At 29.4% G+C, this 22,306-nt stretch carries 23 protein-coding genes and 1 pseudogene; 19 read left to right on the top strand and 5 right to left on the bottom strand.

What is annotated here, in order from left to right:
• The first annotated feature begins 5 nt into the window (after positions 1-5).
• The 6 genes from AC1DMU_RS26775 (at position 6) to AC1DMU_RS26750 (ending at position 2,120) form a co-directional block, all read left to right on the top strand.
• Complete coding sequence (locus tag AC1DMU_RS26775) at positions 6-590, top strand: hypothetical protein (RefSeq protein ID WP_098851493.1); 585 nt, start codon at positions 6-8, stop codon at positions 588-590.
• Positions 591-608: 18 nt separating this feature from the next.
• Positions 609-929, top strand: a complete 321-nt coding sequence (locus AC1DMU_RS26770) for a hypothetical protein (protein ID WP_426936078.1) — start codon at positions 609-611, stop codon at positions 927-929.
• Between the two features lie 25 nt (positions 930-954).
• Complete coding sequence (locus AC1DMU_RS26765) at positions 955-1,251, top strand: hypothetical protein (protein WP_000636253.1); 297 nt, start codon at positions 955-957, stop codon at positions 1,249-1,251.
• A gap of 127 nt (positions 1,252-1,378) precedes the next feature.
• Positions 1,379-1,696 (top strand): hypothetical protein, encoded by a 318-nt coding sequence (locus AC1DMU_RS26760; RefSeq protein WP_338782163.1) that lies wholly within the window; start codon positions 1,379-1,381, stop codon positions 1,694-1,696.
• A gap of 32 nt (positions 1,697-1,728) precedes the next feature.
• On the top strand, positions 1,729-1,941 hold the full coding sequence (locus AC1DMU_RS26755; RefSeq protein WP_338782165.1) for a hypothetical protein: 213 nt from the start codon (positions 1,729-1,731) through the stop codon (positions 1,939-1,941).
• A 35-nt stretch (positions 1,942-1,976) separates the two neighbouring features.
• Positions 1,977-2,120, top strand: a complete 144-nt coding sequence (locus tag AC1DMU_RS26750) for a hypothetical protein (RefSeq protein ID WP_338782167.1) — start codon at positions 1,977-1,979, stop codon at positions 2,118-2,120.
• A gap of 98 nt (positions 2,121-2,218) precedes the next feature.
• On the opposite strand, the gene AC1DMU_RS26745 is transcribed toward AC1DMU_RS26750, so the two are convergent.
• Positions 2,219-2,923: a hypothetical protein gene (locus AC1DMU_RS26745; protein WP_426936079.1), complete on the bottom strand. Its 705-nt coding sequence runs from the start codon at positions 2,921-2,923 to the stop codon at positions 2,219-2,221.
• 297 nt (positions 2,924-3,220) lie between these two features.
• Positions 3,221-4,393 (bottom strand): FRG domain-containing protein, encoded by a 1,173-nt coding sequence (locus AC1DMU_RS26740; RefSeq protein WP_426936080.1) that lies wholly within the window; start codon positions 4,391-4,393, stop codon positions 3,221-3,223.
• Positions 4,394-4,724: 331 nt separating this feature from the next.
• On the opposite strand from AC1DMU_RS26740, the gene AC1DMU_RS26735 reads away from it, so the two are divergent.
• The 4 genes and pseudogenes from AC1DMU_RS26735 (at position 4,725) to AC1DMU_RS26720 (ending at position 8,870) form a co-directional block, all read left to right on the top strand.
• On the top strand, positions 4,725-5,132 hold the full coding sequence (locus AC1DMU_RS26735; RefSeq protein WP_426936081.1) for a hypothetical protein: 408 nt from the start codon (positions 4,725-4,727) through the stop codon (positions 5,130-5,132).
• 873 nt (positions 5,133-6,005) lie between these two features.
• Entirely contained in the window at positions 6,006-6,908 is a 903-nt protein-coding gene (locus AC1DMU_RS26730; protein WP_426936082.1) for an Rpn family recombination-promoting nuclease/putative transposase, read from the top strand.
• A gap of 55 nt (positions 6,909-6,963) precedes the next feature.
• A pseudogene (locus AC1DMU_RS26725) lies at positions 6,964-7,071 on the top strand (Rpn family recombination-promoting nuclease/putative transposase); the annotation flags it as partial.
• Between the two features lie 605 nt (positions 7,072-7,676).
• Complete coding sequence (locus AC1DMU_RS26720) at positions 7,677-8,870, top strand: replication initiation protein (protein WP_088064996.1); 1,194 nt, start codon at positions 7,677-7,679, stop codon at positions 8,868-8,870.
• A gap of 227 nt (positions 8,871-9,097) precedes the next feature.
• On the opposite strand, the gene AC1DMU_RS26715 is transcribed toward AC1DMU_RS26720, so the two are convergent.
• Positions 9,098-9,223 carry a hypothetical protein gene (locus AC1DMU_RS26715; protein WP_255298929.1) on the bottom strand — a complete coding sequence of 42 codons (126 nt, stop codon included), beginning with the start codon at positions 9,221-9,223 and terminating at the stop codon, positions 9,098-9,100.
• Between the two features lie 185 nt (positions 9,224-9,408).
• Between AC1DMU_RS26715 and AC1DMU_RS26710 the strand changes: the two genes are divergently transcribed.
• Together AC1DMU_RS26710 and AC1DMU_RS26705 are read left to right on the top strand one after the other, a co-directional pair.
• Complete coding sequence (locus tag AC1DMU_RS26710) at positions 9,409-9,636, top strand: DUF3937 family protein (protein WP_064474325.1); 228 nt, start codon at positions 9,409-9,411, stop codon at positions 9,634-9,636.
• A 78-nt stretch (positions 9,637-9,714) separates the two neighbouring features.
• Entirely contained in the window at positions 9,715-10,182 is a 468-nt protein-coding gene (locus AC1DMU_RS26705; RefSeq protein WP_064474324.1) for a hypothetical protein, read from the top strand.
• A gap of 83 nt (positions 10,183-10,265) precedes the next feature.
• On the opposite strand, the gene AC1DMU_RS26700 is transcribed toward AC1DMU_RS26705, so the two are convergent.
• A complete protein-coding gene (locus AC1DMU_RS26700) occupies positions 10,266-10,460 on the bottom strand; it encodes a hypothetical protein (RefSeq protein WP_064474323.1) in 195 nt (64 codons plus the stop codon).
• 359 nt (positions 10,461-10,819) lie between these two features.
• On the opposite strand from AC1DMU_RS26700, the gene AC1DMU_RS26695 reads away from it, so the two are divergent.
• The 5 genes from AC1DMU_RS26695 (at position 10,820) to AC1DMU_RS26675 (ending at position 16,939) form a co-directional block, all read left to right on the top strand.
• The gene (locus AC1DMU_RS26695) at positions 10,820-13,036 is read left to right on the top strand and encodes a peptidase domain-containing ABC transporter (RefSeq protein WP_088065040.1); all 2,217 of its coding nucleotides are present in this window, start codon (positions 10,820-10,822) and stop codon (positions 13,034-13,036) included.
• Positions 13,029-14,336, top strand: a complete 1,308-nt coding sequence (locus AC1DMU_RS26690; RefSeq protein ID WP_064474322.1) for a putative HlyD family type I secretion protein — start codon at positions 13,029-13,031, stop codon at positions 14,334-14,336. Before AC1DMU_RS26695 ends, AC1DMU_RS26690 begins: the two co-directional genes overlap by 8 nt.
• Before the next feature lie 109 nt (positions 14,337-14,445).
• Positions 14,446-15,117: a hypothetical protein gene (locus tag AC1DMU_RS26685; RefSeq protein WP_064474321.1), complete on the top strand. Its 672-nt coding sequence runs from the start codon at positions 14,446-14,448 to the stop codon at positions 15,115-15,117.
• A gap of 20 nt (positions 15,118-15,137) precedes the next feature.
• Entirely contained in the window at positions 15,138-15,410 is a 273-nt protein-coding gene (locus AC1DMU_RS26680; RefSeq protein ID WP_088064994.1) for a hypothetical protein, read from the top strand.
• Positions 15,411-15,736: 326 nt separating this feature from the next.
• The gene (locus tag AC1DMU_RS26675) at positions 15,737-16,939 is read left to right on the top strand and encodes a replication initiation protein (RefSeq protein WP_426936083.1); all 1,203 of its coding nucleotides are present in this window, start codon (positions 15,737-15,739) and stop codon (positions 16,937-16,939) included.
• A gap of 865 nt (positions 16,940-17,804) precedes the next feature.
• On the opposite strand, the gene AC1DMU_RS26670 is transcribed toward AC1DMU_RS26675, so the two are convergent.
• The gene (locus tag AC1DMU_RS26670) at positions 17,805-18,446 is read right to left on the bottom strand and encodes a recombinase family protein (RefSeq protein ID WP_064474318.1); all 642 of its coding nucleotides are present in this window, start codon (positions 18,444-18,446) and stop codon (positions 17,805-17,807) included.
• Between the two features lie 331 nt (positions 18,447-18,777).
• On the opposite strand from AC1DMU_RS26670, the gene AC1DMU_RS26665 reads away from it, so the two are divergent.
• Both AC1DMU_RS26665 and AC1DMU_RS26660 read left to right on the top strand, forming a co-directional pair.
• Complete coding sequence (locus AC1DMU_RS26665; RefSeq protein WP_088064992.1) at positions 18,778-19,548, top strand: hypothetical protein; 771 nt, start codon at positions 18,778-18,780, stop codon at positions 19,546-19,548.
• A 799-nt stretch (positions 19,549-20,347) separates the two neighbouring features.
• On the top strand, positions 20,348-22,069 hold the full coding sequence (locus AC1DMU_RS26660; protein WP_064474316.1) for an ABC transporter ATP-binding protein: 1,722 nt from the start codon (positions 20,348-20,350) through the stop codon (positions 22,067-22,069).
• Positions 22,070-22,306 lie beyond the last annotated feature (237 nt).

Raw genomic sequence — 22,306 nt, 5'->3', positions numbered from 1 at the left:
TAGGGATGAAACAGGGAATCGTTGGTTTAATCATAGTTGTACTAGTGGGTATCAGTGTATGGTTATGGAATCAAAATCGCACCTTACAGCATAAAGTTGAGCAGACAGAAAAGAAATGGACGGAACAAGTAAAAGAGCTAAAAACAGAGAATCGAGCATTGGAAAAGCGTGTAACAGTTTTAACAGAAAATACCCAAGATAAAGGGCAAGAAGTAGCAAAACAGTTTGTAGAGCTGTTAATACAGAATGATAACAAGCAAAAAGAAAAGCCAGGATTTGAAAAGATTAAAGAAATGATAACAGGGGAAGCACGAAATAAATTATTAAATGCGCCAGAGGATGCACATAACCATATAGAAGATGATGGCTCTATGCACATTCAAACGAAAGCAAAGATAACAGATATGTACTACATCAAAACCGCTGATAATAAAGCGGATGTAACGGTTAAATATGATTATCTTGTAACGGTTGATGGAACAGAACAACAAGAAAAACACACTATGAAATTAAATTTAGTATTGGAAGGTGAGAAATGGTTTGTAGAAAATTATGAGTTCCAAATCAATACAGGAATTGAAGGACCATAGAGAAAGGAATGAGGGGAGTTGGTGAATCAAAATGTATTGCATCATATCGGGTATGAAATATTGCAAGAAACGTTTGTATTGATTCGAAATGTATTTTCCTATTCAAGCCAAGATGAATCCAGTGTGACATATGTGCGAGAAATTGCGGATGCCTTGCATAATATCCCGCATTCGATTCAGAAACAGCATGATAAATTTTTAGAATTCGAGTTCAAACTGTTAGAAGAAACATTAATGCAAATGGATTTTGGAAAGGTTGCCACACAAAATATTCCCTATTTTAGAATGTATGCGGCACGTGTACAGCAATTGTTACAGAAGCGTTATAAAGAGGTTTAATCGAGTGGAAATGGGGCGATAAAGAATGATTGTATTGGGAATTGGGCTGTCAGTTTTGCTGATAGCCTTTTTATTTATCCAGGTATATCCGTTCCAGGAACAAAAGTTAGAACAGAGAAAATATGATGAATATGGAATCTGGATCATTATTTGTACAGGGGTATGTCTCTATGTTTCGCACCATTTTTTACAGGAAAACACATGGCAATGGGGATTAAAAATCATAGGTGCAACTTTTTTTACAGGGTTTTCAATTGGATGTGTTGGAAAACAAAGTATATATGATTTTCAACATAAAAAGTTTCCCTTTCAGAAAAAATGACGCTTCAAATTCACTTGTAATTGATTTTAAAGAAACTGTTAATACATTTGGTATCGAATGAGATTATGCTCTTTATTCGGCTCTTTAAGTGGTTTAAATGAGTTCTCAGAGAGAAAGGGGTGTGAGGATGCTTTTTTTAAAGGTTATTGCATATATTTTGTTAAGTATAGGAGTTTGTACAGTTGTTTTAGCAGGAATCGCCGCGATTGTAAGGAAACAAATGATAATTGCAAATATAAATCTATTATTGGCTATGTATTATTTTTGTTCGGGAAGCCTTTTGTATTTGTGCACGTTATGGGAAACACAAGATATTTTCCTACAAGCCTTTTTAATTTTAATTGTGAGTATTACGATCATCCGATTAAGAAAAAGTTGGTATGTACCGCAAATGCGTACTCTTCAAAAATTACAAGAAGAAGCGACAAGTAAGAATGATCTGTGAGGAAATTTAAGAGGAAAAGGAGTGTAAGAATCTTGATACATCAATATGAATTGAACTTTTCAGTGATGTACAGTGGCAAGGTAACAGACTCACAATCTACGATTATTCCAGCACAATCTTTAGAGGAAGCAAGTGAGAAACTACAATCAGAAGTAAAGCGGCGGTTAGGAAAATGTAGTATAAAAGTGAATTCCGCAAGTTTATTTGTTTCAGAGGAAGTTCAATATGCAGTCTTACAAAAATGAAAATCAATATCGTGCATAAAAAGGAGGAAATGAATATGCTATGTCCAGTATGTGTCAAAAGAGAGGAAAAAGAAGTTGAAATGATCCCGATGTATGACGAACATCCAAATTGGATTCTTTTTTGCAGAAAATGCGATCATCGACATGAAAATGAAGAAGTAAGCCCTCTTCCTTACTGAAATCAATAAATCGAAAAGGCCTGCTTCTATAGCAGGCCTTTTTTCTTTTATGTAAATAACTGTTATTGAATATTCTATTCATCATAAAACGTTTTTTCTTACGATTCAATCAAACGAGAGTTCTCTAAATCGTTCCATTCTAAAAGTTTAGTTAGTATTTTTTTCTTTTGTTTTTTTAAATGTTCCATTTTATCTAGGATAATTTTTCGGGCTTGCTTCCATTCTATGGAGTGCTTTAGATTATCATCAAATTTAGCCAATTGTGACACATTCATGTAATTTGAGTATTCAGAGTTATACCCTATATGCTCTTGTTGTAACTTGAAAATTGGAGCAAATTCGAGAGTATCTACATTTGCTATGTGCTGATTATATTCTGTAAATAGTAAATGTTTAACTAAAGATAAATTTGTATGCTTTTGATTATTAAGGCCATTATTGAGTAATCGATATTTTTGTTCTTTTATAAGTGCGTAATATTCATCATTTGTTGTATTTTTTACTTTCTCTAAAGAAATGTGGTCTGTAATTTTAATTGATTCATTGCTCATAGACATTCTGTATTGGAAGGTATGGAAATGACAATCGCCATGTATATGGGCTTGGAGAGCATTGATGTTAGAGTTGTGAACTAAATCAATTAATACATTACCTGTTCCGTTCCCTTTTTTTATCGTACGAAAAACGAAAATAAATCCATAAATATAATCGTTCTGATAATCAATCCCTACAAAATCATATCGGTATCTCGGGCTTAAATCTAAAGCCCTGTCATATTCTAACCCTATTGTTAAATCGTACATAGTGACCTCCTATAAATAGTTTTTTACCCTTATTAGAACCATTGTATCAATTAGGAATTGTAACTGACTAATTTTATATGGAGTGGAACCAGCATTTTGGGTGTTTTTGCCCATCCCCCGAAAAGGAAGATGGGCAAAATATAGCAAATTAATATACAAAAGAAAAGACACCCTAAGGTGCCTTCCTCCGACTTGAACCACTTTAATTTTAATAATATGTATTGGACTCCCATCCAAATATTATTTTACCATGTTAAGTTGTTTTATTCATTGAGAAATGTGGTTCATATCTATATTTTATTGAAATTTACTTGTTATGTATTTCGCTATATTGTCATAATCTCCATAAATAAATTTCCCATTAATCCCTATAAAATTAAGTTCCTCAAGAATTTTTTCTTTGTTGTTGATGACAACTACTTTATCGGGCACAATCCTTTGTATACCTTCAATATAAGGACTTTCTGTATATTCATCACTCTGAAGATAATTTTGATATATAAATAACCCTTGTTGATTTCGTCCCCGTTCAAAAGATAATATAGGAGCATATTTAAAGTTAGGAAATAGATTTAAATATGTGTTCTTGTCAACTAGCGCTGGATTATAATGCAGACTTGCTAATAATATTTGTAGATAGGCTGTGTAGATAAATACAGGATAAGAAAGTTTTTTTATCTTTTTATCAAAATTTAATAATTCCATATCAAATTTTAGTAACTCTTCCCAATTTTTGAAGAAATTCAATTCATATCTACCTTCTTCGTAAGGAGGGAACTTATTTACATCTATCACAGGAATAGATAAAGGGGGAGACTTTAAGAATTCATACAAATCAATATATAGTTTTTTGAAGTATTTATAAAATTCTTCAGGGTGTTCTCTATTAAATTTATAAAATAAATTATACATATCTAAGAACATATCATTTTCAAAAGTCGCAAAAAGTTCTAGTATATTTACGTCTTCAAATTTTGTTAAAATATTTGTTATGTCAACAAATTGATCTTTAAATAAATACACAATTCCTTTTTCTTCATCAAGCTGCACTTCATTTGTATTTTTCGGGTTTTTATAATCTTGACATGCAAAATATAGTGCCACTAAGGGTGATGTAGTTATATCGATAAGATTTGTCGGAATCCCATGATGTTGGGAAAAAGCTGAAAAATGTGTACGTTCATCGGGAGTTAATTTATGCCAAACTTCTCTTTTAAATTCTTTTTGCATATTAAGAAATGTATTTCCGTTTTTGACTCCATGTTCTGGTCTATGACCAGGGTGTGTTATATTTCTTAAACCTGAAGATAGGGTTTCGTCATAATTGGTCGGCTCTCCCCTAAATAAATAATTTGTAAATTTCCCACTCGAGAATAAATCTATATACTCAGCTAAGCTCTTTATTTCAGTTACAGCAGGTGTATGAAGTCCTGACGTTTTACGTTTCAAGTATTGTTCTGTATTTGTCATAATAACCTCCAAAAATTAAATAATGCAAGCACCTCTTCAAGTGCTATTGTTATCTCATTAATTTATGTATAACCTCTTTATATTTATTAATTTATTTATATATCATATCACCAATCAGTTTGAAGTAAATAAACACCCTAATACCAATTTAAACGTCTCTGTATATTTTTGAATTGTTTTCCTTTAAAGTATCTCATTTGTCATGCTCCAGTTCATGTTCTCTGGAGTGAGATTTTTTCAAAAACTTTTTAATGTAACCAAATATTCCCAGTTTATATTAAGTAATAAAAGAACATATTAAAGGTGAATGTAAATAAAAGGAGGATTAATTATGTCTAATGAACATTTATCAAAAAAGGATGGTATTACTCCATTTCCAAAAAAAAATATACAACTTGCAATTGCAAATCATGCAAGTATAGATTTACATGTCCAAGTTTCAGATAAGGCGGATTGGGGACCTGGAAAACTCTTTCATGGGGATCCTCCCATTACAGCAAAAACAAGAGATGAATTTAGTTTTGGGAGTAAAGCTAATTTCCATATTAAGCTCTGGAGAAATAACAATGGCGAACAGGGGGAAGAATTGGGAGAGTTCGATCATGATGTACGATACAATGCATTGGGTTGGACTGATGAACTTGAATTGGTTGTAGTAAATATAAGAGGAGAAAGATGGTTGCATGCTCTTTCTGCAAGAAAAGTAGGCGAAATAATTTTTGAGATTTTGTTGGGGTAGAAAATTACTAGTATGAATTTTTTATGATATATGTAGTAATAACTCAAGTATTATTAAATTAAGACATATAAATATTATTTATTCGACAACATTCTAAATTTTATCTGATATAGAAAAATATTGTAGGCTTTACTAAGAAATGAAAAGAAAATATTAGCAAGTATATAACTTTTATAATTTTGTTAAATTAAAATATTTATTTTGTAAAGTGATAGTTTCTGAAAAAGTTAGAGTATACTTTTACGGACAATTAAAAGTTAGCCAAAGAAATTTATTTTGGTATTCGTTTTTGTATAAAATCAATTTATGAATGTTCGTTAATGTTTATGTTTTTTTTAAGAACAAGGCTGGTTTCAGTCTTGTTCTTATTTTAGGACTTTTAGAAAGTATTACATATGAAGTCGATAAAGTTAGTTTTACAAAAGATACAAAATGTTAAATCTATAAAACCCAGTGATATTAGTATGTATGCATGAAATCACTGAGTTTTTACTTGGATATTTAATGGTGTCTTTTACAAATTATAAAAAGATATAAACTTAGTTTTACTTTTTAAATATTATCCTTTCTAAAAAATGACCAATTTTCATAAAGGTACAACTTTTGGTTCGCTTTTTGTTATTACGCGTTCAAAAGTGTACTGTCTTAAATGAATTTATATATTGGCATTCTTGTTCGTATTTTGTATACTAAACGTGAGTTTTTCTTTAAATAAGACATCTTTCAGTTTCTATGGAACGCAACTAGTCTTTTTATTATGTATGGTGTCAAACAAGCTCTTATGTCAATGGATATAAGAGCTTGTTTGCATGTGTATCACTCTTTTATGTACAATAAAAGAAAAACATCTTATGAGATGGGGAGAGGAAACCCATGTTCAACCAACAATTAGTGAATTTACGCATTGATTTTGCTTTTAAACAATTATTTGGCACAAGTGGAAATGAAGATATTCTAATTGCTTTTTTAAATGCGATGTTACAGGATTCTTTAGAATCACCCATTGTTTCGTTACAATTAGAAGACCCACACTTGCACCGCGAACATGAAGAAGATAAATTATCGATTTTAGATATTTCCGCAACATTAGATACAGGTACAAAGGTAAACGTAGAAATCCAACTAAATAATAATCATGATATGATTAAGAGAAGTTTATATTATTGGGGAAGGCTATACACATCCCAACTTCAAAAAGGAATGCCATACAGCTCTCTTCATAAAACAATTACGATCAATTTGTTAAATTTCGTTATGTTTCCTGAACACGAGGCATTCCATACAACAGGAATCCTATGGAATCAACAACAACAGAAGATATTGAGTAGTGATATCGAAGTTCATATCGTAGAGATTCCAAAACTCATGCAACAGTGGCGGAATGAACAAGTAAATCCCTGGGAAGATTCATTTGTTCGTTGGTTGTTATTACTTCCAGCGAATGAGGATGAAAAATTAACCCAAACATTGGAGGATATTGCGATGAACCAAGATCCGATTTTACAAAAAGCGATGAATAAATGGGAACGCATGAGTCAAGATTCTTCTTTCAGAGAAGCATATGAGGCAAGGGAAAAAGTTTTGATGGATGAAGCCGCAAAGTTTGCTCATGCTCGTAATGAAGGAAAAAAAGAAGGCATTCAAGAAGGGGTTCAGCAAGGGAAAATACAAATGATTAAAGGTATGCATGAGCTTGGTGTGCCAATTGAAACGATTGCAAAAGCAAGTAAATTAAATATAGAAGAAGTTGAAGATATTTTGAGGGGAAATTCATAATAAACAATTAAGAAAGCAGATTGAAAAGTTCAATCTGCTTTCTTAATTGTTACAATTTATCAGCTGGTTATTATTACTTCCAGCGAATGAAGATGAAAAATTAACCCAAACATTGGAGGATATTGCGATGAATCAAGACTTAATTTTACAAAAAGCAATGAATAATATTTAAAATTTTTATTAATATATAAAACAAACAAACATAATTTACTATGTTTGTTTGTTTTATATATTAATGTTTTATATGTTTTATATGATTATATGTTTTAAGACTATATAATCCTTTGCTATATAAGGGTTTTTAAGGATTTACTATAACAAAAATGGTTTTAAAGATAACAAATCTGGTTTTATCTATAACAAAAGTGGTTTTAATGGTAACAAATCTGGTTCCTTTATTATAACAAAAATGGTTTTAAAGATAACAAATCTGGTTCTATCTATAACAAAAGTGGTTTTAATGGTAACGAATTTGGTTCCTTTATTATAACAAAAATGGTTTTAAAGATAACAAATTTGGTTATATATACGATGAACCAAATTTGTTAGTATTTGATTAGGATATTTTTAAAATATAGCCTTTTCATACTTGTTTACATAACTATGTTATATGTTTTAAATGTTAGTAATCTGAATACCTGTATGAAAATTAGAAAGTGCTTAAGGAAAACAATAAATTTGGTTATTAAAAATTAACTATAACAAAAGAGGTATATTTGTTATAGTTATTGTAGCAATAAAGCTAGTAAGGAAAGGACGTATGTAGATATGTCTCTAAAACAAGATTTGCAGATTAAAGAGAATAATATTGTTTCGAAATCTAATACTTTAATTGAAGCAAATTCACGTTTAAATTTAGTAGAACAAAAGATGCTGCTTTGCTTGGCAAGTAATATTGAACCAAGTGATCGGGATTTTAAAACATATACATTTCCAATTAAACAATTTCATGATTTACTTGGCCTAAGTGGGTCAACGAAATATACTGAGCTAAGTAAAATTACAAAGGAATTAGTGTCTAAAGTAATTGAAATTAGGATAGGAGAAGAGTTAATTCAAGTATCTTGGCTTTCTTCAGCAATTTATAATAAAAATAAAGGGACAATTGATCTGCGTTTTGATCCATTATTGAAGCCATTCTTATTAGAATTAAGTAGTAAATTTACAAGTTATAGATTGGCTAACGTTGTTAAATTAAAAAGTACATACGCTATCCGAATTTATGAGTTATTAAAACAATATGAAAATATTAAAGAGCGGACAATTAGTCTTGAAAATCTAAGATACTACTTAGATGCTATTGATGTATATCCTAATTATGCTAATTTTAAACAACGTGTACTGAAACCTTCCCAAAAAGAGTTAAATCAAAAAACAGATATATCCTTTGAATTTGAAGAAATTAAGTTAGGTAGGAAAGTACAAAAAATTAGATTTATTATACGTAGTCAAAAAAGAAAGGATACTGATTTAGCTCATTTTGAAAAAAAATTAGATGAATTTCAGCAGCCAAATACATTTGAACAGAAAATTAAACGTTTTGAAGAGCGATATAAAGGGAAAGTATACCCTGCAGTATTAGAAAAATGGAAAAAACATGAGGAATTGGTTTTAGAAATTATTGATGATATCCGCTTCCGTATAGATATAGATTCGCCAATGGGTTATGTAGAATATATGCTTAATTCTCGACTAAAAGAACTATCCGACACCGCAATTTTAAAACAAGATATTCAAGAAAATTTTTCATTGAAAATGGATAATATTATAGATGCAGTAATAGCCAAATACTCAAAATCTACAGGTGCTGTAGCTACATTCTTAGTCAAAGATACCGCTATTAATGAATTAATAAGAATTTGTACATTAGAGGAAGCGGAAGAGTACTGGAAGGAAAAAGAAGAGTTTGTTATGGATAGTATTTATGAATATATAAAAAAGAATAGAAGAAAAAAAAGGTAGGCTAGTTTTGAACTATCCCCACTTTCACGTCGTTTAGAAGAGGGGAATTTCTAAGTAAAGAGTGCTATAGGCTATCTCCACAGTCCCTGCGTTTAAAAGCCTTATCGCTTCATGTTTTAGATTGATACTTGCGTTAATATCCCTATCATGATGTGTCATAGAAATTATGAAAACATCCAATGATTTTCTCTAATACCTTTAGAGAGGGGCATTGGATGTTTTTAATATTATTTAAAAAGTCCAGCAGTTTTATTTTCAAGCCAATACCCTAGATCATGAGCCCACTGCATGTGCCCAATATCGATTTTTTCTAGTTCTTCAAACGTTAAATCTTGTAATTCTTCAGTATTCATAAGAAAGTCCTCCTTAATAATAACGGAAGTATAATATATTATATTTATATATTAATATAAAAATTAAAATTTAGATTAATTAAATTGATTGGAAGGTTATTGGATATTAATTTGATATTTTGTTATATTAATCTAGGTCATATAAATTTATCTATTATACTATCAAAATAATCAGGAGGGAAAACATGGTTGAGAAAAAGAGAGTTATTCAAATAGGCTTATGGCTATATATCTTTTTGGTATGTATTCAGTTCTTAATACATTACATTAAAGGTTATAAGCTTAGTCAAAATGGTGTAGGGATATCTAATGTGTTAAATGTAACGTGGGAAAATATTTTACTTGATATCCCACAATCTATTTTAGTAATTATAGGATGTTTAGTATTGTTTCAATTTACAAAAGGGAAATGAATAATTAAGACTTTTTAAATTTGATTAAATATTTTATAGCCAATTACACTATTTTACTAGAAATGTGGTTCATAAAAAATGGTTTTATTAAAAAAGAAAATCTTGGAATTCATTAGGTGTTTTAAAAATAATGAATGCACCCTAAAACCTTTAGCTGGTGAAAAAGTTCCAGCTTTTAAAGAATTGAGTAAATTTAAAAGAAAAACTAGATTCAAAAATACTACTGCAAAATATGCGCTTTTAATTTTTATTAAGAATAGCGATTTAATGTCTAATCAAGAATTATTATTAAATTTGCCTCATATTTCTATTGATTTTAATATAAAGATTATGGTTATAAGTGATGGAGCTTTTGATCCGCATGTTTCTGAAGAAGTGCAGTATATTAAATCAAAATATTTATTTTATAAATATTTTGTAGAACATCAACCTAAAATGTTTTTGGTTGATGCTAAAGGGTTCCTTGTTTTTGAAATGAGTGGAACATCTTCGTATTTACTGAAAAAAGTTTTGGAGGATTATTTTTTAGATAGCTGTAAATTATAGTAATTGTATACTATCCAACCAAATACAGTATTTTACAAATATAAAAAGGATGGCATAATGACCATCCTTTTTATATCAATACTTTAGTTTTCCCAAAGGTAATAACAATTATTACGATCGTTTACGTTTTTATATTGACCACAATATTTATTCTTGTTTTTATTAGATTCACTTGTGATCCATCCAACTAAATCACCAAGTGCTTCTTCACCCCAGCCACCATTTAATTCAAGCTCAGCTTCGTTTAATTCTTCGAATTTATTTAATGTGTTGTTCATTTTATTTTCCTCCTAACTAATTTTTATTCCCAGTAAGCTTTACCTTCTTGAGATCTTTGATAACCTTTGAAATATCCTTTGAAAAATTTAACCCAAGGCATTTATTTTCCTCCTTCCGATTATAATTTAAAAATCTTTATAGTTAATTATCGCGATGTTTAACATGGTATTATTATACAATAAAAGTAAGGTTTGTCCATAATAAATTTTATTTTTTTCTAAAAATGTTAAATTTAAAAAAAAATACAAAAAAATTTATTTTTAGTTTATAATTGTAAAAAACTTTTGGTATTGTTTTTTTATTTATAATTAAATATATAGAACTTTCAATTTACATTTTTTAGGGAGTAGGTAGTGTGTTGATACGGAAGACATTCAAGTGTATTAAGCAACATGATTTAAAGGATTGTGGTCCAGCATGTTTATCGATGATTTCACATCATTATGGTCTTAACATGTCAATTTCAAAAATCCGTGAAATAGCTGGTACGGATCTACAAGGAACAAATATAAAAGGCTTATTAGAAGCTTCTGAAAGGCTAGGATTTAATACTAAAGGTGTAAAAGCAAAAAATCCAGAAGCGATAAATGAAATACCATTGCCTGCTATCGCACATGTTGTTGATCATGGTTTATTACATTATGTGGTGATTTATAAAGTGAAAAATGGGAAAGTATATGTTGCCGATCCTGCTAAGGGTCACCGTGTATTTGAATTAAAACAGTTCTGTGAAATTTGGCAGGGCATTTTAATATTACTTACACCTGGAAATAACTTTGAGAAAGGGGATGTCTCTCAAGGAACATTTTCGCGGTTTTTATCGCTATTAAAGCAACAAACGCATTTGTTGTTACCATTATTTTTTGTCTCAATCTTTTTTAATTTCTTTGGATTAATAGGAACCTTTTATTTTAAATTTTTAATTGATGATATTGTAACGAATCAATTGCTGCAATCACTTCATATAGTTTCTATAGGAATTATTATTTTGTATATTTTTCAAGTAGTAATTTCTTACTTCAGAACACACTTAATTTTATATTTAAGTCGAAGAATGGATATTCAATTAATGCTCGGATACTATCATCATGTGGTAGGATTACCTATGAAGTTTTTTGAAACTAGAAAAGTAGGAGAAATTATTTCACGCTTTATGGACGCAAGTAAAATCAGAGAAGCTTTATCCACTATAACAGTAACATTAATGATTGATACTGTTATGGTTATGGTAGGGGCTATTTTATTGTATATGCATAGTGCAATTTTATTTGGAGTAACACTTTTACTAATTCCATTTTATATTGGAATTATTTTTGCTTTCCATAAGTCATATCAAACTATTAATAGAGAAGAAATGGAGAGTAATGCCAAATTAACATCCTACTTAGTAGAGTCGTTAAACGGGATTGCAACAGTAAAATCATTCAATGCGGAGAGACAAGTGTTTTTTGAAACAGAAAGTCGCTTTGTTAGTTTATTAAAACGTATATTTAAAAGAGGAATGCTATCGAATTTACAGGGTTCTATCAAGATGGGGCTTGAATTAATTGGAGGAACTGTAATCCTTTGGGTCGGTGCTGTTCAAGTATTAAAAGGAAATATGACAATTGGTGAATTAATTACATATAATGCACTTTTAGCTTACTTCTTAAAACCTATTGAAAATTTAATAGGCATTCAGCCTACTATGCAATCCGCATTAGTAGCTGGGGAAAGGTTAAATGAAATATTAGATTTAGATCCAGAAAAAAATGAAACAGAGTATAAAAAAATTAAACCTAAACAATTATCAGGAAAAATAGATTTTTCCAATGTCACGTTCCGTTATGGAACACGTAAAGATGTTTTGAAAGATATTAATTTTTCAATTGAACAAGGCGATCAAGTCGCTTTTGTTGGAGAAAGTGGTTCAGGAAAAACAACTATTTCAAAGTTATTAATGCATTATTATGAGCCAAATCAAGGAGACATATACTACGATGATTATCATATTAAGGAGATAAATCGTACTTCATTGAGAGATCGAATTGCTTATGTTTCACAAGAATCATTCTTCTTTAGTGGATCTATTTATGATAATTTGCGCTTTGGATTAGATAATCAAGTTACATTGGATGAGATTATTAACGTATGCAAAAAAGCATATGCACATAATTTTATTAGTGATTTACCATTACGCTATGAGACGCTTTTGGAAGAAAATGCTTCGAATTTATCTGGTGGACAAAGGCAAAGGCTAGCTATTGCAAGAGCTTTATTGAAAAAACCAGATATATTGATTTTAGATGAAGCAACAAGTAATTTAGATTCTACGACAGAAAAATATATTACAGATATGCTGAAAGAATTAAGGAATTTAGGAGTAACAGTAATTATGATTGCCCATAGATTAAGTACAATCCAACACGCAAATCAGATTTTTGTAATGGAAAAAGGAAACATCATTGAACGTGGTTCTCATGAAGAATTATTATTTTCTAAAGGTGAGTATTATCGTCTGTGGAAAAATCAAACTGTTCATGTAGAACATATTGAATTAGAACAGTTTGCAATGCGAGGTGAGCAATATGAGTAAATTTTATTCATTTGATGAATTAACAGATAGTGTAGAGTTGTTAGAAAAAAAGCCACCTCGCTTTATTATGGGATTACTATATTTTCTCTTGATAGGTCTGTTAGGATTTTTAATGTGGGCTTATTTTGGGAAGATAGATATTGTGAGTAAAGGGCCGGCATTCGTGCAAGGAAATTCAGAAGTAAGTGTATCCCGTTCTCAAGTTCCAGGAATTATAGAGAAAATTGCTGTTCATTCTGGTGATGAAGTTAAAAAAGGCGATGTTTTACTTCAATTACAAAATAAAGAATTAACGGAAAAAAACAATCAATCTAATGAAATTGTTAAACATTTAGAATCTCAAAAAAATATGTTAGAACAACTGAAACAGAGTATTTTAAGAAACAAAAATGTATTTTCAAATGAAGTTGATCCAAAAATAAGCGAAGAGTATAACGCCTATCAACAGGGGTATCAAGTTTTACAGAATGAAAAGGATATAGAAATAAAATCTTTAGATAGCGATAAAGTAGTCGACAATCAAGATGATGCATTACTAGGTTTAAATGCTGAAAAGGAAAATATACAAAGAGAAATTAAAAATTTAAAACATGAAACAGAAAAACCAAATGTACCAAATGAACAAAAACAAGTTGTGGATGAAAAGATAAAATCGTTAGAAGCTCAGTTTACTAGTCTAGAAAAAAGAGCGGAGCAAAGAAAAGTAACTTTAGAAGAACAGAGAAAGAAAATGGACACAATATTAGAAGGAAAAAAGGAACAAAAGCAATACGCTCTAAAACAGTATCAAGAAAATACAGTTGCTGCGGTTAATCAACGCATATTTTCTTTAGAACAAGAAATTTTCTTGAAAAATCAAGAAGTAAGTGGGTTACGTAATCAAATGGAGAATGTAGTTATAAAAGCTCAACGAGATGGTATTGTTCAATTTCCTTCCGTGTTACAAAATGGAGATTTAATTGAATCCGGACAAGAGATAGTTTCTGTTATTCCAAAAGAAACTCAGAAAAAAGTTCATATATTGTTACCGCCCCAAGAGATAAATGGGATAAAAAAGGGAGATAAGGTACAGTATTCTTTCAAATTAAAAGATACTGATAAACAAATGGGTAAAGTGACATATATATCTGCACATCCCACTTTTGATAAAGATTCTAAATCTTACATGTATGCATTAGAAGCGACTATTGACACAAAGGAACTTAATGAATTAAAAGTGGGCATAATAGGTAGAGCTGCTGTAGTAACTGGAAAAGAACCGATTTGGAAATTTATATTGCAAAAGTTAGATTTCATCTAAAATCAAATAGAAAAATATATTTATAAAAAACACTTTCCTTAAAAATATATTGGGTTTGTATTATTTATAAGTGATCAAAATATTATAGTATAGGAGAATATAACTAGTTATGAAAAAACACATTTTTATTGCACTATTTTTTATTTTATTTGGGGTGTTTTCCCCGTTTTCTAATATGTATGCGGAGACAAATAATATAAGTAAGAATGATCAAATTGTTAATGTTTTTAATAATAGTAATTTAGAAGAAAAAATTAACTATATTAAGAGTAGTAATTTAAATAATTGGTCTGTTGCGGAGATTAATCAAACCTTAGATAGACTAGATAAATTAAACTTAGACATAATGGAACGTGCAACATTAAAGAGAGAAATAATTCGTCAGGCAGGTTTTTCAAACTTTGATTTTAAAGGAACAAATTCAGATGTTTTTGCATTTAAAGAATTGAGGATAGATATTATTGAGACTGAGGAACCAATTGTATTATATAGACGAAGCAAAGCTGGCGAACCAGAGTCTAAGTATGGTCTTGGATATTGGTGGGGGGATAAAGAAAGAAATATTGAAGAGACTAGAAATGAGTTAGCTGTATTAGAGGCATGGGGAAATCCACTTAGTACAGCATATAAAATCCAGGTGCCAAAAGGTACTAAAATACTTAAAGGCATCACAGCTTCTCAAATTCAATATCTAAATGGATCAAAAGTCGTCCAAGAATATAGAGAAGGTGGGGCCATGCAGTATTGGATTAATACAGTAAGCAATAGTTGGTTAAAATAAAATATTTCTAGGAGGGAATCATGAACAAAGATCATGAGTTTATAAATTTGACTCTAAATTGTGAGTACATTATAAAACAAAATATTCCTAGTAACCCTGATGATACCCATAGATATCATTTAATGTTAAAAGAGCTTACAGGTTTGAGAATGACTACTAAATTAAACCAGTTAAATACTAAAATGCATTACTTATCAATAACGCAAATGCTAGAGAAAAATGACCCGGAAGAAGTGTTACAAGCGGTTGTAACACTTAATAAGTTCTATTGTACTTATTATCAGAATGTATAGAGGAACCTGAATCATTCTTAGACATAACTATGTAATTAAGATTCAATACTATAAACATATTTTAGTTATTTTCTACAAATTAAATTTAAATCGTTTCTAAATTAATAAATATAAACAAGCAAACATAATATTCTACGTTTGCTTGTTATATATATATTAATTTTGCAAAAGCATCTAATATAGCTAAAGTTAGAAAACAGCATTATAACAAAAATGGTTGTTCATTTATAACGAAAATAGTTCTGAAAACCGAACTATAAAAGTATAAAAGTATTTGATATAGTTATTGGATTAATAAAGAGCGTAAGGAAAGGCCTTGTGTAGATATGACTGTAAAGCAAGATGTACAGATTAAAGAGAGTAACATTGTTTCAAAGTCTAACAATTTAATAGAAGCAAATTCACGTTTAAATTTAGTAGAACAAAAGATGCTGCTTTGCTTGGCAAGTAATATTGAACCAAGTGATCAGGATTTTAAAACTTATACATTTCCAATTAAACAATTTCATGATTTACTTGGTTTGAGTGGATCAACGAAATATACTGAGTTAAGTAAAATTACAAAGGAATTATTATCCAAAGTAATTGAAATTAGGATAAGAGAAAAATTAATCCAAGTATCATGGATTTCTTCAGCAATTTATAATAGAAATATGGGCACAATTGATCTGCGCTTTGACCCATTATTAAAACCATTTTTATTAGAATTAAGTAACAAATTTACAAGTTATAGATTAGCCAATGTTATTAAATTGAAAAGTACATACGCTATCCGTATCTATGAGTTGTTAAAACAATATGAACATATAAAAAAACGGACAATTAGTCTTGAAAATTTAAGATATTACTTAGATGCAATTGATGTATACCCTAACTATGCTAACTTTAAACAGCGGGTGTTAAATCCTTCTCAAAAAGAGTTAAATCAAAAAACAGATATATCCTTTGAATTTGAAGAAGTTAAGTTAGGTAGGAAAGTACAAAAAATTAGATTTATTATACATAGTCAAAAAAGAAAAGGTACAGATTCAGAACATTTTGAAAAAAATTCAGATAATTTTAAGCAGCCAAACACATTTGAGCAGAAAATTAAACGTTTTGAAGAGCGATGTAAAGGGAAAGTACATCCGGCAGTATTAGAAAAGTGGAAAAAACATGAGGAGCTGGTATTAGAAATTATTGATGATATCAGCTTCCGTGTAGATATAGATTCACCGATTGGTTATGTAGAATATATGCTTAGTTCTCGATTAAAAGAACAATCGGACAATGAGATATTAATACAAAATAACCAAGAAAATCTATTTAATAATACATTAGAAATCGATAAAATTATAAATGCAATAATAAATAAGTACTCAGCGTCTACAGGGACTGTAGCGACATTTCTAGTTAAAGATACTGCTATTAAGGAATTAGTAAAAATTTGTACATTAGTGGAAGCGGAAGAGTGTTGGAATAAGAATGAAGAATTTGTTATGAATATAATTTATGAAAGGATAAAAAGGAATAGAAGAATAAGAAGATGACATACTTGTTTTTGAAAATTTTTAAAAGTAAGTTAAACTTGTAGATTATTCTCCACGTACATTTATCAAGCTAATAGGTTAGTACCTCTTTCTACAACAACCCTATATTTACAGTTTTCATGGAGCAATCTGTACAAGTAGATAGTAGCAAGCATTTTAGCTTATCTCAACTGAATTTCATCGCCCACCTATTTATCGGTGCTATCAAGCCTTCAAGCAAATCGAGGTGGGAGTTTTCTGTCGGAAAATGATAAAAAATCATCCTATTTGGATGATTTTTTTATTTGTTATATAAAATTTAGCTAATAAATGTGAGATATAAAAAAAATATCGTCATCTCATCGTCCGGTTATCTAGACAACCGGACGATGAGATTTGATTAAACATCAATAAATTTTGAGGACATGGGTCAATTTCAAATATTGGCTTGTTAGGGGTGGGAATGTACCTTTAAAGAAATTTGAATAATTTTTTATTGTTCTCTATTGAACTATTAGCACTTAACATCCTTAGGGAAATTTTGAAGTGGGAGTTTGGTGCGATCACTGATTTAACCAGAATCTGCCCGTGGTCCCTATACTGAAAACTGAGGTATCTTATACGTTGACTCAACACGTCCTTTTACTTTATCCTGATTTTCGCAATTTCAGTAAACGTGGGACGATAGAGCGTTGAAGATTTCACGGTGGCAACAATTGTTCTGCAACCAACCGTATACCCTCAGTTTTCAGAAAGCAATCTGCGCAAGTGGGTATTAGTAAACATTTTGGCTTACGTCAACCGCCATTCGTCTCTTCCGTATTTGTTGATACTATCACACTTTCACACTAATTGAGGGGGCCTTCTGCCGGAAAAGAGAACAAGATTATAACTGTGCTAATGACTTCTCATATTCTTTGAGTATTTTATAAAATGTATTTTTCTTTAGTTCTAATAGTTTCATAAATTCAACCCCACTAATTTCTTTATTTTTCCACTTTGGATAAATGTCTTTTATTATAAGTAGTTGTTTAGAGTTTAATGTTGAGAGATTAAATTGAGGACGTCCTAAATGTTTCCCTTTAAATTTAGCCAAAGTAATTCCTTCTGCTTGACGTTGACGAATTTTTTTACGCTCTTGATCAGCAACATAAGAAAGCAGGGATAAAAACTGATCCTCCATTAACCTTCCCATATCACCCATCTCACGAAACTTCTGGCTATCAAACAAAGTTTCATTTTCCAAAACGACAATATCAGCTTGTAGTTCTCTTGTTATGTATTTCCATTCTGAAATGACTTCATCATAATTTCGTCCCATACGATCTAATGCATCTATATAAACAATATCACCTTTACTCAATATTTTTTTTAATAATTGATATTGCGGGCGATCAAAATTTTTGCCACTTGCTTTATCAACAAAAATTTTTCTAGCTTCCACGTCACGTTCCATCATTTTATGTAGCTGACGCTGTTCATTTTGATCTTTTGTGCTTACACGTATATATCCATAAATATTTGCCATGCGATATGAACTCCTTATATTTGTTACTATTATTATAACACTCTGTTTGAAAAGGTGTAACAATAAATAAACGTTTATAAAAACTTTCGACACACCTTTATAAACTTGAGGTTTCAACGTTTTATAAGTGGGAACTACCTGTTTGTAAAGGTATACCTTTACAAACGATATTTGTGTAATGAAATTTTTGTGGTAATTAATGTATAATTTAATTAGAATGAGCAAATTAAAGTTTCGCTTATAAAGGGGATGAGAAAATGGAGTTAGTATAAGAGTTAGTTATTTTAATAAGATAAAATTTAAATTGTATGAGAAAAGGGTGTGGAGTTAGTTGGATGATTTAACAGAACTATTAAATATAGTAACGAAAATGGGATTTATTCCATTCTTAATACCAATTATATATTTTATGATTAATAATTTTAATATTACAGATATTGAAAAGAGGTTTTTAACTAATTTTCAAAGACTGCAAATCTTCTTAGCTAATATTTTAATAAGTTTTGTTTTTGGAAGTATTTCCATGGCATTTCCTTTATATAATGAGTTTGGAGAAGAGTATGGTACGAAATTATTTTTTTTACTAATTAGTATAATGGCCCTCTTTATATCTTTATATGTATATATAATAATTAATTCATTTGAAAAGTTTAATCCTATTGTATCTAAAATGTTTGTTAATTACGGGGATAAAGAATGGAGAATATTGAGGGTTATCAGTAAATCTCAGGTGGTGTTAAGTAGGAACGGTAAAGAAGATGAGGGATGTCACGGGGTAGTGATATATCGTGATTTAAAATCAGTAAAAGAGAAGGATATTAAGATATACTATGAGTTAAAAAAGAATAAGTATTCTATTTTTATTAGGAACATTTCTAAGAAGGGTAGTATCTTTGTAATTGGTAGTAATATTCTCGTTTTTATTGTTATGTTAATAATAATTTCAGTATTTGAATATCTAAATTTAATAAATATCATAGCATTATTAGGCATCTTCTTTATGCCCATACTTTTAATAATAAATATGCATGTTTTTTATCTGAAAAGAGTTAATAAGTTACGTCCAGAATTATTAGCAGGTTCAACAATTAATTTGGATTGAAGAAGTATATACTCAATTTAAGTATTGAAATTCTCTAAATTTCGATGTATTATATTTTGGTATTTTCTCACTTTCCGAAGCCGAGAAAACATCATCACTTCTGAAAGAACCCGAACTTCAGCGGGTTCTTTTTTTGTTTTTTATATATATTTTGAATTTTATGCAATAATTGCCATAAAAATATTGACTTACATTTTTTTCAAGTGTATATTTATATATATGATTTATAAAAAAAGAGGTGAGAATTATGTGGCGTGATCTTGGTCGTGCAATTGGTAGTTGGTTTAGATAATATTTAATTATTTAATGAAATGTGGAGGTGAATGTTAAATGTGGGCTAATTATATGGAATTTTATAAAGGTTTAGTTGAAGGTTATACAGGTAAAAGAATTAAGTAATAATCTTTTTATCCGTATATAATTATAAATAAATAAAAAATCCAGCTTAAGAATTAAGCTGGATTTTTTATTTATTATACCAATTCTAAAGTCTTTCTGCACCTTAACCGCCTGCGCCACGAGTAGCAGCCTTTAAACCAGCTTTAAAAAGTGCTCCCATTATATTTCACCTTCTTTTATTTTTGTATTTTTTTTCATTTAATGATAATTTTGTAAAATTAAATCTTGTTTAAATAATATTATGATAATAAAATGTTATTAATGGCTATGTTTTAAAAAACTGATTATTTAGTTAGATATATTTATATATTTCATATATTTTTGATTATATTTAATAGATCCTAATTTTTAAGAAATGTAAATTATTTAATTAAATAATAGATGAAGGAGTACATGCAGTATGGAGAAAGATAAAGATGTTAGTTTAAAAGCATTATGGAAAATTACAACACCACCTAAAGTTACACTTTTTTGGGGGGTAATATTTGGCTTAATTAATTCAGGATGTTCTTTAATTATACCTTTAATATTAAAAGAGCAAATTGAACAACTTTCTAAAGGTTTTTCATATGAATTATTATTTCTAGTTTTATTTTTATTAATTGTAGAGATTATTTCAATGGGACTTTCTTTGTATCTTTTATCTTTGGTTGGACAAAGGGTTGTTCTTAATTTAAGAAAAATGATATGGAGAAAAGTTTTAAATCTTAAAGTTGATTTTTATAGTAAAAATCAACCTGGTGAAATTATTAGTCGTGTTACTAATGATACAACAGTTACTATGAATTTATTATCCAGTGAAATTGCTGATTTGCTTTCAAGTGGATTATCTATGATTGGTGCTGTTGTTATTTTGTTTTTATTAGATGTGCCTATGACTTTAACACTTTTATCTGCAGTTCCAGTTACTTTATTTATAGTTATACCAATTAGTAAAAAGATTTATAAAATATCTTATGAACAACAAGAAAAAATGTCAGAATTTACAGCTCTGCTTTCTCAGGTTCTTGGAGAAATTCGTTTAATAAAATCTTATGGTACGGAAGATTTTGAATTTGAAAGAGGAAAAAAGAAAATAGAAGAATTATATGTAAATGGAATAAAAAGAGCAAAAATAGAGTCTATTTTAATTCCATTAATGACTGTATCAATTACTCTTATTATAGTGGTTGTGGTTGGATTTGGTTCATATAGAGTAAGTGAAGGTTATCTTTCTTCTGGTGAATTATTAGCATTTATTTTATATTTATTTCAAATTGTAGGACCAGTGGGTGTGATGAGTCGCTTTATTACAAATGTTCAATCTGCTAAAGGGTCTACGGAAAGAATTTTTAATATTTTAGATGAAAAAGATGAAAAAAATAAAGATGACTTTTTAGAGGAACCGTCATTTGGAACATTAGAATTTAAGGATATTGGTTTTGCTTATGATGAAAAAAGTATTTTTGAAAATATTAATTTAAAAATTATGCCTAATACTGTTACTGCACTTGTTGGTCCTAGTGGAGTTGGAAAAACTACTTTATTTTATTTATTAGAAAGATTTTATGATCCTCTTAAAGGGGAAATTTTATTAGATGGAAAATCTCATTTGAATATAGACCTTGATAAATGGAGATCTATGTTTAGTTATGTTTCACAAGATTGCCCTATATTAGTGGGGACAATTCGTGAAAATATTACATATGGTATTCAAAGAGAAGTTTCTGAAGATGAAATTATAAATGCATCTATTTTGGCAAACTGTCATGAGTTTATAACAAATTTTTCAGATGGATATGATACTGTTTTAGGTGAAAGAGGAATTAATCTTTCAGGAGGTCAAAAACAACGTATATCTATTGCTAGGGCATTTTTAAGAGATACTCCATTTTTATTATTGGATGAGGCTACTGCAAATCTTGATACTAATTCAGAAAATATGATTAAACATGCATTAGATAATCTTATTTATAAAAAAACAACTATTGTAATTGCTCATCGTATTTCTACTATTCAAAATGCTGATCAAATTGTTGTTTTAGATCAGGGAGAAGTTTCGGGGTTTGGTACACACGATCAATTAATTAAGAGTAATAAACTATACCAACTTTTATCAAATCAACAAAAAATGACTTCTTAAATAAATATAGCTCTTCCTAATTAGGAAGAGCTATATTTATTAGTTTTTATTATTTTTGTACCATGTCAATTTAGTAATAAGATATTGAATACCAAATAGGAAAGCGAAAAGTATACTATACGGGGTCTCACCAACAAAACGCGGATTTCGTACGCTAAGGAATTTTTCATATAAAAAACTTGCTTTTTCCGTACGTTAAGAAGGAAACTTGCTTTTTCCGTACGTTAAGAAGGTCCC

This window comes from Bacillus sp. 01N45 (assembly GCF_056399205.1).
This window is presented reverse-complemented; position numbering and strand designations above follow the sequence as displayed.

Bases quoted from the DNA above. Each gene is read 5' to 3' on its own strand.
- AC1DMU_RS26730 (WP_426936082.1), top strand. From the start codon at position 6,006: ATGTTCAACCAACAATTAGTGAATTTACGCATTGATTTTGCTTTTAAA.
- AC1DMU_RS26705 (WP_064474324.1), top strand. From the start codon at position 9,715: ATGGTTTTATTAAAAAAGAAAATCTTGGAATTCATTAGGTGTTTTAAA.
- AC1DMU_RS26735 (WP_426936081.1), top strand. From the start codon at position 4,725: ATGTCTAATGAACATTTATCAAAAAAGGATGGTATTACTCCATTTCCA.
- AC1DMU_RS26660 (WP_064474316.1), top strand. From the start codon at position 20,348: ATGGAGAAAGATAAAGATGTTAGTTTAAAAGCATTATGGAAAATTACA.
- AC1DMU_RS26740 (WP_426936080.1), bottom strand. From the start codon at position 4,393: ATGACAAATACAGAACAATACTTGAAACGTAAAACGTCAGGACTTCAT.
- AC1DMU_RS26760 (WP_338782163.1), top strand. From the start codon at position 1,379: ATGCTTTTTTTAAAGGTTATTGCATATATTTTGTTAAGTATAGGAGTT.
- AC1DMU_RS26700 (WP_064474323.1), bottom strand. From the start codon at position 10,460: ATGAACAACACATTAAATAAATTCGAAGAATTAAACGAAGCTGAGCTT.
- AC1DMU_RS26690 (WP_064474322.1), top strand. From the start codon at position 13,029: ATGAGTAAATTTTATTCATTTGATGAATTAACAGATAGTGTAGAGTTG.
- AC1DMU_RS26710 (WP_064474325.1), top strand. From the start codon at position 9,409: ATGGTTGAGAAAAAGAGAGTTATTCAAATAGGCTTATGGCTATATATC.
- AC1DMU_RS26670 (WP_064474318.1), bottom strand. From the start codon at position 18,446: ATGGCAAATATTTATGGATATATACGTGTAAGCACAAAAGATCAAAAT.
- AC1DMU_RS26675 (WP_426936083.1), top strand. From the start codon at position 15,737: ATGACTGTAAAGCAAGATGTACAGATTAAAGAGAGTAACATTGTTTCA.
- AC1DMU_RS26765 (WP_000636253.1), top strand. From the start codon at position 955: ATGATTGTATTGGGAATTGGGCTGTCAGTTTTGCTGATAGCCTTTTTA.
- AC1DMU_RS26680 (WP_088064994.1), top strand. From the start codon at position 15,138: ATGAACAAAGATCATGAGTTTATAAATTTGACTCTAAATTGTGAGTAC.
- AC1DMU_RS26715 (WP_255298929.1), bottom strand. From the start codon at position 9,223: ATGAATACTGAAGAATTACAAGATTTAACGTTTGAAGAACTAGAAAAA.
- AC1DMU_RS26775 (WP_098851493.1), top strand. From the start codon at position 6: ATGAAACAGGGAATCGTTGGTTTAATCATAGTTGTACTAGTGGGTATC.
- AC1DMU_RS26745 (WP_426936079.1), bottom strand. From the start codon at position 2,923: ATGTACGATTTAACAATAGGGTTAGAATATGACAGGGCTTTAGATTTA.
- AC1DMU_RS26750 (WP_338782167.1), top strand. From the start codon at position 1,977: ATGCTATGTCCAGTATGTGTCAAAAGAGAGGAAAAAGAAGTTGAAATG.
- AC1DMU_RS26720 (WP_088064996.1), top strand. From the start codon at position 7,677: ATGTCTCTAAAACAAGATTTGCAGATTAAAGAGAATAATATTGTTTCG.
- AC1DMU_RS26685 (WP_064474321.1), top strand. From the start codon at position 14,446: ATGAAAAAACACATTTTTATTGCACTATTTTTTATTTTATTTGGGGTG.